The organism is Pseudomonas marginalis, from assembly GCF_008692035.1.
GTDB lineage: Bacteria > Pseudomonadota > Gammaproteobacteria > Pseudomonadales > Pseudomonadaceae > Aquipseudomonas > Aquipseudomonas marginalis.
Map to the genome: position 1 here is coordinate 20,169 of NZ_VTFG01000006.1, position 11,146 is coordinate 31,314.

Below are 11,146 nucleotides of genomic sequence, written 5' to 3' on the forward strand. Positions count from 1 at the left end.
AAATCTCAAGGCAGCGGTGTTGAATTACAGGAAGAAATCCAGGCGGAAATAGATCGGCGCTTCGCGCTCGGTCACGACGCCAGGCCTTTCCAGCGAATGGGCGAACGTCACGCTGGTGCTGACGTGCTTGCCGCGGGCAAACAGCTCCAGGGAGTTACTCGACACCCGGCCGTGCTGGTCATCGTTGTAGCGATCGTTGCGAATCACGCCCTGGTCGTAGCCGACACTGGCGCCGTACTCGGCGAAGGCCGGGCGCATCCAGTCGAGGGTCACCGGGCGCGCCCAACGCACTTCGTTGCGCCAGTAGCCGCCGCTGTCGCCGTTCAACTGCTGGTCCTTGAAACCCCGCACCGAGTACGAGCCGCCAAGACTCATGCGTTGCGGCGCGTACAGCACGTCTTCACTGCGCTGCCCGGTGGCCAGGCTGGAAAAACTCAATGACTCGCCCCACAGCGTGAACGGCTGCAGGTAGCTCAGGGTGGCGGTGTATTTGCGGTAGCGCGGCGTGGGCGTGAGGTTGCCGCGGATACGGGTCTGCTCATCCTTTTGCGCATCGAAGGCACCGATACCGTTTTGCATGCCCACATCAAGGTTGACGAACGCGCTGCCAATACGGCGCCCGTGGCTGATACCCACCTGGAATTCGCTGAGGCGGTTGCTGCTGACGCCCAGGCGCGTGTCGTTGATGTAGTTGTTGGTGCGCAAATGAGTGAGGCCGACATTGACCGACGTCTTGCTCACGTCATCGCGATGCACCACACGCTCGGCGCGCAGCTGGTGATTCTGGCTGTCGCCCCATTGCTTGTATTTGAAGTCATCGACGCTGCCCGGCGTGCGGTAATCGCTCTCACTGTAGGTGTAACTGAAGTTCCACCAGCCCCACGGCACGTTGTAGTAGAGCATGCTGTTTTTCGAGGTTTTCTGGTGGTCGCTGATGGCGTCGTGGCCGCCGCGCAGGATCAGTTGGTCGGCCAGGCCCAACGGGCTGTCCCATTCCAGGCCCGCGCCCCACTGCTGTTCGCCGGTGCTTTTCTGGCCATCGTTGTTGCGCGACAGGCTGGCGCGCCAGGGTTTTTGCGGCTGGTTTTTGACCAGCACTTCACTGCCGCCGATCTGGGTGCCGGGGGTCAGTTCCATTTGCGCCTGTTTGGACGGCAGGCGGCTCAGTTGATCCACCAGTTGCTCGACCTCACGCAGGTTGAGGGCCTCGCCGACCTTGCCGGGAAACGCCATGGCCAGCTCGCGGTCGGTGACCGTGCTGCCCTGGGCGCCCTTCAGGCCTTCGAGTTTGCCTTCGACCACCAGCACTTGCAGGTGGCCGCTGGAAAGGTCCTGTTGCGGCAGGTAGGCCCGGCTGGTGACGCGGCCCTTGGCAATGTAGTAATCGGTGATGACCTTGAGCAGTTCATTGAGCTGCGTAACGCCCAGGCATTGGCCGATATAGGGTTTGAGCAGGCGGTTACGGTCGGCAGCGGAAAGGCTGTCGGCGCCCTTGAGTTCGATGTCCTGGATGGGGAAGCAGCGGGTGTCAGCAGGCTGTGCCGGGGCCTGTGGCTGATTGCTCTTGCCGGGCAGGTCCTGGAGCTCTTCCAGGCGCCGACGCTGCTCTTCGAGAAGCCGGTTCTGGCGGTCGCGGATAAGGTCCTGATCCCCCGGCGTAGGGGCGGCCAAGGCACTGTTGCCGCTCAAATAAGCAAGCAGCAAAGTGCATAGCAAGTACCGAGTCCGTGGCAATAAAAAAGACATGTTCGGTCCGTCGAAAATCAGGGGCCGCGAAACTAACATCGAACTAGCAGTAACCCAAGAAACAGAGTCAGTTGCATTCCCGTGCTAGTTATTCACGCAACACATTGATTAATAACAATAAAAAATCATCAAAAAGATACACGGCCTGAAATTGGAAATATTATTCCGACAGGCGGCAGCTGTTCTGATAGCGATTCGTCGGAGAACTTATAAGTTGCCACTACTTGGCCATCAAGTTCTTTCCGAGATAAGTTAGTACCGAAAAAAGCAGATAAGTTCGCGGGAGTTTTGTGAATTGGATCCCAATAATCGGGATCGGCAGGGTAAGAGTCCCGATAGGGAGGTGTCAGCCAAGTATTCATTAGCTGATCGACCGCAATCGGGGGCAAGCCCCCTCCCACATTGGATTGTGGTTTACACCACTAGCTGGCGTCTTTGTTCTGAGACGTGCCAGGCACGAGGGTCAAGCCTGGTTTTTCCACGTCGCGTGAGACGTGGGCTTTGACTTCCGACACGCCGCCGTCTTCGTCGTTGTGGATCACCAGTACGCCCGGGCGGCGCAGTTGCTCCAGGTCGCCCTCGGCGAGGCTGAAGCTCTCGCTCAGGTTCTTGTCGGTGAGGGCCTTGGCTTCGGCACGGCGCTGGGCGAACTTACGCCCCTTGCGTTGCTGGTAGCGTGCCCAGGTGACCAGGATCACGGCGTTGAACAGTGCGATCCACAGGTAGATCTGCAAGGTGTTGAGCGCCGCGAAAATCGGCGCCTCGATACGCGGGCCGCCGTGGGTTTCAAGCATCGAAGTGATCCCGCGCGCCAGCAGCCAGACCAGTCCGGCCCAGGCCATCAAGGTCAGGATCACGTCGATGATCCACATCACGGTACTTTGGCGAGTTCTGACCAGTTTCATGCTCAGGCCTCCTCTTCAACAGGTTTGATACCGCGATCCGGGCTGACCCAGCGCGCGCGCTTCTGGTGCTGGTTGAACAGCACCTTGGGGAAACTGACCAGGGTGGTGAACAGGCTGACCAGCCAGAACACCATCGGGTACCACACGGTCCAGAACAGGGTTTTCCACAGGTCTTTCTCGTAGCGGCGGTCGATCAGGATGCTCACCGCGAACTGCACCAGGCACACCATCGCCAGCACCAGGCCGGTAAAGGCCGGCGGGACCAGGGAGTCCACGGCAATCGCCTGCGGCAGCACCATGAATTTGCCCACGCCCCAGAAGATCACCGACAGCAGGAAGGTAAAGGCCCAACCGGTGGACAGGCAGTATTCGAACAGCAGCGGCCACAGGTAGCGATGGCGCCATTGCCAGATGCCACGGATATTCTTGAACAGCACTTCGGCACCGCCCTGGGCCCAGCGCAGGCGCTGTTTCCACAGACCGCCGACGGTCTCGGGCATCAGGATCCAGCACAGCGCGCGCGGCTCGTAGAAGATGCTCCAGTGATCGAGCTGCAGCTTCCAACTGACATCGATGTCCTCGGTGATCATGTCGGTGCTCCAGTAGTCGATGCGGTCCAGCGCCTTTTTACGGAACGCCACCACCACACCCGACACCGTGAAGATCCGCCCGAATACGCGCTGGGTGCGCTTGATCAAGCCGATGATCGAGGAGAACTCGCCCACCTGCACGCGGCCGATCAAGGTCGAGCGTGTGCGGATGCGTGGGTTGCCGGTCACGGCGCCCAGGCGCGGGTTGTCGAGCATCGGCGCGACCATGTAGGCCGCCGCGTTTTTATCCAGCAGCGCATCGCCGTCGATGCACACCAGGTATTCGCTGCGCGAGGCCACCGCCCCCATACGCAAGGCCACGGCCTTGCCCTGGTTCTGCGCCAGGTGCAGCACCCGCAGGCGCGGATGTTCCAGCGCCAGGGCATCGAGGACGGCGGCGGTGTTGTCCTTGGAGCCGTCGTTGACCGCGATCACTTCGATGTTCGGGTACAACTGGCCCAGCGCCGCATGAATGGTGTCGGCGGCGTTATCGCCCTCGTTGTAGCAAGGGATGATGATCGAGATCAGCGGGTTGCCGGCCAGGGTCGGTGCCGGTGTGTCTTCCTCCCAGGGCCAGTGGCGCTCCCAATGCAGCCAGAAGTACAAGCCGCCGGCGATCCACAGCGCCGACATGAACAGCGGGTAGAAAAACACGAAGTCCATCAGGAACTGCCCGGTGACCAGGAAGATCAGGCCCAGGGGCACGCCTAATACCAGTGCCAGCACGAATAACGCCAGGATTCTGTCGAACATGGTCAAGGATTCCATTGGTTGGAAAGGGCCGGACGCACAGTCTTCAGGTCCGGGGAATTTTCCAGGAAGTTGTCCGGGTAGTAGCCAAAACTCGTGACACCCTGGCGCTTGAGCACACCCATCCATTCAGCCATCTGCACAGCGTCGATATCCGGCGCGGCCTTGGTGCGCCAGTCTTTGGCCTGCAGTTCGAATACGGTGCGTTCCATCGCGCCGGGACGCGCCTTAACCGTCGCCACCAGCTTCTCCAGCCAGGCATTGGAGGTCTTGTACTCCTGGCCTTCCATCAGCGGCATGGCCATCGGCGCGGTCCAGTCATAGGTCTGGAGGAAATCATCGAGGTTCTGGGCGAACCAGGCCTCGCTCGCCGGGTTGAGCATCGGCTCGGCGAAGATATTGCGCGCGGTCTGCACCTGCGGCCCGCCGATGGCGTGGACCTTGGCGGTCAGCTCTTTGGTGAAGTCGATCAGGTAGCGGCTCTTGAAGCGCGTCCAGCGTTGCATCACGGCCGGGTCGGCGCGCAGGGCCTGGATGCTGCCCGGCAGGCCGTTGGCGGCATAGGCCTTGAGCGCGGCGGGGCTGGCGTCTTCGAAGTCCGAGAGCACTGCGTCGTCGTGGTACAGCACGCCGTCGATGGCATTGTTGCGCGCCAGGTCTTCATAGATCTCGCCAATGATCCTGCGCACCTGCGGGTCGAACGGCGACAGGCGTTTGTATTGGTCAGGGTCGGTGCCGACCTGGCCGGTTTCCGGGTCCCAACGCGTCACGCGGGGCAGCTTGGGATCGAGGGCAAAACTCAACACCGGCATCCACGCATACACGGCGGCATGGGCACGGGTGTGCAACTGCCAGGAGACGCGGTTGAACAGGTCGGCGCGCACCGGCAAGTGACGGTTGGGGAAGTACAGTTCGTGCACCAGGCCATCACCCTTGGGGTCGGCGAAGGCTTGCAGGAACACCGTACCGGCGCCCATGTCCACCACGCGCTGCACCAGTTGGTCGAGGTTGCGCGCCTGCTGGGCCGGGTCCGGGTCGTAGACGTTGTCCAGGTCCACATGCAGCACCCGCAGCGGTGCCGGGGTTTGCACGGCGACGATGCTGTTGGCGAAATGCTCGCCGTCCGGGTCGGAGGCCACCAGGAAGCGGGGGCTGTTCATCAGGTCACTGGAGCTGTCGAGGCCGTCTTCCAGGGTCAGGGCCATCTGGTAGCCCTGCTCGCTGACGATCGCCAGCGAGGTGCCCTTGGCGGCGCCGTACGGCCACACCCATACCCGTGGTTTCTTACCGGTCACGGTTTGGATCTTGTTGGAGATCGCCGAGACATCCGCCCGCATCCGCGCCTGGAACTGGGCCTGGCTTTCATAGCGGCCCGTGGCCGGGTCATAGCGCAGCGAGGTCGCCGCCGGCTCGAGGTTGCCCTGGGGGTTGGCGAGGATCCCGGTGTGGCTGGCATCGGTGTGCGCGGCGATTTCCACGAGGCCGGACTGAGACACTTCGCGGATCTGCTGCCAGGTGAGGAACTCGCCGCGCGGCCGTGGCGAGCCGGCGAAGTCCACCGGTTTGTTCATCGGCGTGTCGATCCAGTAGCCCACCGGCGCCAGCAAGGCCGGCCAGCGATAGGCACGCAGGATCGGCATCACGCGGGTATAGAAGCTCGAATAGCCGTCATCGAAGCTGAGCATGATGGCTTTGGGCGGCAACGCGGGGCCGCCACGGCGGGCAGCCAGGATCTGGTCAACGCTGACCGCCTGGTAGCCGTTCTCCCGCAGCCAGGCCAACTGTTCGATCAATCGCTCGGTGCGTACCGCCACCACGGCCTGGTCGGGGTCACGGTCCGACACGTCATGGTAGGCAATGCCCAGGAAATGGTTTTTCGGCCACGCCGTTTCGTTGGCCGGTGTCGGCCGCTCGGCGGGTGGAGTGAAAGGCGCGGGTTGCTGGGCGCAGGCACTGGCCAGCAATACGCCCAGAACCAACAAGCAACGGCTGAGGAAGGTCATGGTCAGGCTCTTTTAGAAACGGTAAGTGAGGTCGACGAGCAGACGCAGATCGCGTTCGCGATCCCCGTCATAAGGTCGGCTGATCAGGCTCAGGTTGGCGCCGGCGTCCAGCACGTCATTCCAGCGAAAGCGTTGGCCGTAGCCCACCAGACCGATGCCACCGGTGGAATAATCCCGCTGGCTATAGGTACCCGCACCGACCTGGAACTGCTGACTCCACTGGGTCTCGTAGCGGTGATAGAGCACATGGTTGATGTTGAGGACGGGCAGCACGGTGAAATCCGACTTCGGGTTGAAGTACACCGTGTCTTCCTTGCTGTTGCGGCTGGCGCCGACTTCCAGGCCCAGGTCCACTTGCACCTTCGGCGAGCTGTAGAGGCCTTCGCGGCCGCTGAGCAAGGCTTCGAAGCGGTCGTTGCCATCGCTGAAATGGGAGGGGCTGAGGGTCAGTTTCCATTCGCGGCTTTCGTTGGCGCGCCAGCGGATAAAGCCGCTGCCACCGTTGGCCGTGACGCCGTCATTCAACGCCCGCAGCGGCGTGGTGCTCAGGAGGTAGCCCAGGCTGCCGCCGTATTGCCAGTTGTCGTTGATGTCACGGGCAATCGACATCGCGGCGCCTTGTTTGGCGCCATCGCCGTAGGAGTGGTTGGACACCTCGGCTTCAATGGTCATGTCGCGGGTACGCCGCTCCACGCCCACCACCTGCCAGCGATGCTGGCCCGTGCCTTCGCTGAAGTCGGCCTTGGCGTACCCGGCGCCGGCGAATACACGCCAGTCTTCGTCGATGGGCGGCGTGTAGATCCGACTCTCAATGCCCCAGTCGCGGCTACCCGCGACGGCGCCCGCGTCACTGTCATTGCCGCCGCCAAAGCTTTTGCCGGTATACGCCTCGACACGCAGTTCGGCCATGTCATGCACGTCGCGCAGGCGGCTCAGGCGCTGCACCTGGCGATTATCCGGGTTGCGGGCGAGCACATCGTCGGTGAGCACGTCGAGCTGGCGCCACTCCTGCAGGTCCATGGCGGTGTAGGCCTGGCTCACTTCCAGGCCCATATCCCGTGGGGCCTGGGCTTCGGTTTCCTTCAGGATGCCTTCGGCACGCCGTGGCAGGTCGCGGGCGCGGTACATGTCAGCCTGGGCCAGGCGCAGGCCGACGTTGCCAGGGGCTTTCGCCACCAGCGCTTCGAGGCCGGCTTCGCTGCCCGGCAGGTCGCCGCCGTAGACGCCGGCCTGGGCCGACAGTTGCTGGGCGTCCATCCACGCGTCGTTGGGGTTGCCGATGGGCAAGCCCTTGAGCTCGACCCGAGGGTTCTGGCTGTTGGCGAGGCCCTTGGCGACCTCGTTGGCGTCCTCGGCTTTATCGCTTTCCTGCAAGGCGTAGAACAGCGCAGTGGTGTCTTCGACCCGATCATCGGGCTCGGCGTCGGTGGCGCTCAGGGCCTGGCGATACAGCGGCTCGGCTTTTTCCGGCTGGCGCTGGTCCAGGTAGGCCGCGGCCACCCAACGCACGGCGTAGGTCGGCAGTTGCACGCCTTCGGCCTTAAGCGTCTCGTATTCGCGGATCACCTCGGCGGTACGCGCCCGAGCCTTGAGTGCACCGAGACGGTCGATGCGCCAGCGCACCACATCGTCATGGGCGCTGGCGTCCGGGGTCCAACGGGCGAGCAGTTTGTCGTAATCCGCCAGGGCGCGGTCGGCAATCACGTAGCGTTCTTTTTCGCTGCGTGTGGCGAACTCGGCCATGCGCACACGCTCGGCAGCGAGATCGCCTTCCAGGCGGCGCTGGGTCACCGGGTCCAGCAGGCCAGGACGCTGGGCCGACAGGCGCAACGCGGCTTCCGGCAGGCGGGCCTTTTGCAGGGCGACGATGTATTCGCGGGCGACGTCAGGCTTGTCGCCGGCGCGGATAAACGCCTGGTCGAACTCGAACAGCGCGTCGTAGTTCAAGCCGGCGCGGGTCAGTGCATAACCCAGGGCCATGCGGCGGTTGGGGTCATCGGGCTTGGCGGCGACCAATGCGCGGGTACGTTGTACCGCTTCGTCCGCCTTGCCGCCGTCGGCCTGGGTCAGGGCCAGGCCCAGTTGCAGGTCGACGTTATTCGGTTCACGCAGCAACGCCTGGCGATAGACCGCCTCGGCCTGGGCCCATTGCTTCTGGTTGCGATAGGTCCGCGCGACAGTGGCGAGCGCCTGGGTGCTGAGGTTGCGATGTTTACCCTGGGCCTCGTACACCTTCAGCACTTCGGCGTCCTGGCCGGCCCAACCGGCGATCACCACATGATCGCTGACCTGGCCTGGCGTCTGGCGCTCGGCGGACAGTTGGCGCAATTGAGTCAGGGCGGGGGTGAAGTTGCCGTTGCGCGCCTGAATGATCAGCGCGTCATAGGCCGGATCGGCCATGGCGAAGGCGGGGATCAGTAATTGGCTGCATAAGGCGGCCCCGACGAGCAGTCGCAACCGGCCTGATGCACTGAGTGGTAGGTTTCGCAACATATCGTGAGCTTCCTTACACACGGAAAGCTGTAACGATAGGTGGTCCTGAGCGAATTGCCGCAGGGTGCCGGCGTCCAATGACCCGGCCTAGCTTTCCTGTGTGAACTATCTCTCAGGAAAGTAGGAAAAAGACCAATCCGGAACAATTGTTCAGAATTGCGCGGCCCGCCTGAAATGTGAATGCGGGAGCGGACTTGCCTGCGATAACGGGGTGCCGGCCGAAAGGTGCGTCGACTGTTTGACCCTTATCGCGGGCACTCCCGCTCCCACATTATTTATTTCCGGGCGATGGCGAACGCTTTACTGGCCGCCGCTGACCGCGCCGAACTTGGCCATCACAAACCCAATGAACTGCTCGACGGTCATCTTCTGGCCGTTGAAGGTCACTTCATTGTTGGCGTAGTGCAACTTGGACACCACATCGCTGCCGACCAGGGTCGCCAACTGAGTACCGACCGCCATGCCGCTGACCATCTCGGCGGCCATCTGGGACTGCTGCTCGATGGCTTTCGGGTCGGTCACGCCACCGAGTTGCGCCTGCAGGGCAGCCACGTCACCGATCATCGGCTTGGACAGGGTCAGGTTGGCATCCAGCAATGCAATCATCTGCTTGCCCAGCTCAACCGGCGGCAACTCCATGGAGGCCGGCTTGGCCAGGTCCACCAGCAGGTTGAACTTGCTTTCGCCATGGGTGGTTTTCAGCGACAGGTTTTCCACGGCGATCTGCGGCTTGGCGGCCAATACCTGGTTGACGTTCGCTTCGGCCAGGGCCTGCTCGGCTTCGGTCAGTTGCAGCTCAGGCGTGGGCTGGCCCGCTGCGGCAGCGGCTTGCACCGGCTGCATCTTGTCCTGGTACAGCTTGGTCAACACCAGCATGGCCGGGATGTCGACGTTCTTCATGCTCAGGGCCATGGCCGCCGAACCCACGGGTTTGCCCTGGTAACCGATCTCGTCGATCTTGTAGTCGACACGGCCGGCCAGGTTGTTGTCCTTGGTTTCGCTGGAGTCTTTCTGCTCGAAGCCTTTGACCGTCAGCACGGCTTTCTGCGGGCCGAAGGTGAACGTGCTGTCGGTCAGCTCAACGGTGTTTTGCCCGGTGTAGAAGCCAAAGGTGGATTTTTCCAGGTTGCTGGCGATGGTCAGGCCAGACAATTGAGCTTCGAAGTGTTCGCCCTTGCCATCTAGCCCGGCGATCTTGAAGCTGTTCATGAAGCCGTCAGCCTTGACCTTCTGGCCTTCTGCGGTGCTGTCGAAATTCAGGTTGGCGCCAGAGAAGCTCGCCGAAGCTGCGGCGTCCTTGAACTCCAGGGGCAGCAATTCGATGTTGCCGTTGACCGAGCGGCTGTAGCCGATATTGGCCACGCCCTTGAGCGGCGACACGTCTTTGGCGGCGGCGAACCACTTCTCGGTGGTGGGGTTCTTTTCCAGTTCGTAGTGACTGGTGGCCATGACCGGCAGCCATTTGAGCGTCACCAGGCGCGAGAACGGCAGCGGGCCGTGTTCGATATGGTCGACGAACAGCAGTTCCGGATTAGGGTTTTCTTCGCCGAACACCGAGCCTTGGCCCTTCAGGCGGTAGTGCGCGGTGCTGCTGAACACGCCACGCTCCAGGGACACCAGCTCCAGGGCCACGGTGCCGTCGACGCCGGCCATGGAGGTCTGCAGTTCCTTGTTGGCGTTCTGGATCGCGGTTTGCAGCACCGGTTCCAGTTGTTTACCGGTGTACCAGGCGCCGCCTGCACTGACGACGCCTACGGCGACAACTAAACCCAAAAGAACGACTGCTGGCTTATTCATGAAGTGACCTGATCAAATCCTGTGAGAAGTGGGCTGTCTTCCTTGAACCCCGAAAGGGTTGGCTCAAGCCCGCCGAAAACGGGGGAAGATTAGCACTGGCGGCCGCAAACGGCCCAGCTTTCTCAGAGGGGTCAGGCGTGCAGTTGGTTCACGAATACTCCAACTCGATCTCGTCGAGCTGGTGGTCAAAACTCTTCAGGCGCGCCGTCCAGGTGTACACCAGCACCTCAAACTCGCGGTGTATCACCGCATTGCCGGGGGTGTCGGACTTGGGGTCGCAGAAGTCCAGCTGGTAGCGCTCCCGGGCCATCTGCGTGGCGACGTCGGACAATTCCCGCGCGTTATTCAGCCAATGCCGGCCATCGGCGACCTGCCGATCGAGGGCCACGCACTGTTTTTTCAGGACTTCGAGGCTTTTTTCCAGGGGCGTGCCGGTAAGGTCGCCCATGACTTCCTGGAAGGTGCGCCCCGGCTGCCAATAGCTGCCCCAGAAATAGCGGTCGAACACGGTTTCGACCCGACGCAGAGCGACCTTGGTGTCCCAGATCGCGACGCGGGTCTTGCCTTGTTCGAGGAGTTTTTTCTTCACGCGCTGGTTCTGGTAGGACGCCCAGGCCACCACGCCGATGGACAGGGAGCCGATCACCAGGCAGGCGCTGTCGAGAAACACCATGGCCTTGTCGAGTTGATGGGCGAGCATGACGCCGTAGAAATACGCGGCCGATAACAACACCAGTGCGAAGAGCACGCACCAGAAAGCGGGAGCATAAGGGTTTTTCATTATTGGAATCCCCATGAGCAAACGCGAGCAGTGTCAGGCGAGTCGTCACGGCGACCCGCCTGTCCAAGCATAGCTATTCGC

7 protein-coding genes are annotated in these 11,146 nt (G+C 62.2%); all 7 read right to left on the minus strand.

Features of this window, described 5'->3' with window-relative positions:
* Nucleotides 1-24: 24 nt before the first annotated feature.
* On the minus strand, nt 25-1,746 hold the full coding sequence (locus FX984_RS32025) for a ShlB/FhaC/HecB family hemolysin secretion/activation protein (RefSeq protein ID WP_074848304.1): 1,722 nt from the start codon (nt 1,744-1,746) through the stop codon (nt 25-27).
* A gap of 422 nt (nt 1,747-2,168) precedes the next feature.
* Nucleotides 2,169-2,651: a poly-beta-1,6-N-acetyl-D-glucosamine biosynthesis protein PgaD gene (pgaD, locus tag FX984_RS32030; RefSeq protein ID WP_092358623.1), complete on the minus strand. Its 483-nt coding sequence runs from the start codon at nt 2,649-2,651 to the stop codon at nt 2,169-2,171.
* A gap of 2 nt (nt 2,652-2,653) precedes the next feature.
* Nucleotides 2,654-3,994 (minus strand): poly-beta-1,6-N-acetyl-D-glucosamine synthase, encoded by a 1,341-nt coding sequence (gene pgaC / locus FX984_RS32035; RefSeq protein ID WP_146478339.1) that lies wholly within the window; start codon nt 3,992-3,994, stop codon nt 2,654-2,656.
* 2 nt (nt 3,995-3,996) lie between these two features.
* Nucleotides 3,997-5,994, minus strand: a complete 1,998-nt coding sequence (gene pgaB / locus FX984_RS32040; RefSeq protein ID WP_092358621.1) for a poly-beta-1,6-N-acetyl-D-glucosamine N-deacetylase PgaB — start codon at nt 5,992-5,994, stop codon at nt 3,997-3,999.
* A gap of 12 nt (nt 5,995-6,006) precedes the next feature.
* Nucleotides 6,007-8,487, minus strand: a complete 2,481-nt coding sequence (gene pgaA, locus FX984_RS32045; RefSeq protein ID WP_146478338.1) for a poly-beta-1,6 N-acetyl-D-glucosamine export porin PgaA — start codon at nt 8,485-8,487, stop codon at nt 6,007-6,009.
* Between the two features lie 300 nt (nt 8,488-8,787).
* Complete coding sequence (locus FX984_RS32050; RefSeq protein ID WP_098480630.1) at nt 8,788-10,284, minus strand: YdgA family protein; 1,497 nt, start codon at nt 10,282-10,284, stop codon at nt 8,788-8,790.
* A gap of 148 nt (nt 10,285-10,432) precedes the next feature.
* Nucleotides 10,433-11,065, minus strand: a complete 633-nt coding sequence (locus FX984_RS32055) for a hypothetical protein (protein WP_027608077.1) — start codon at nt 11,063-11,065, stop codon at nt 10,433-10,435.
* Nucleotides 11,066-11,146 lie beyond the last annotated feature (81 nt).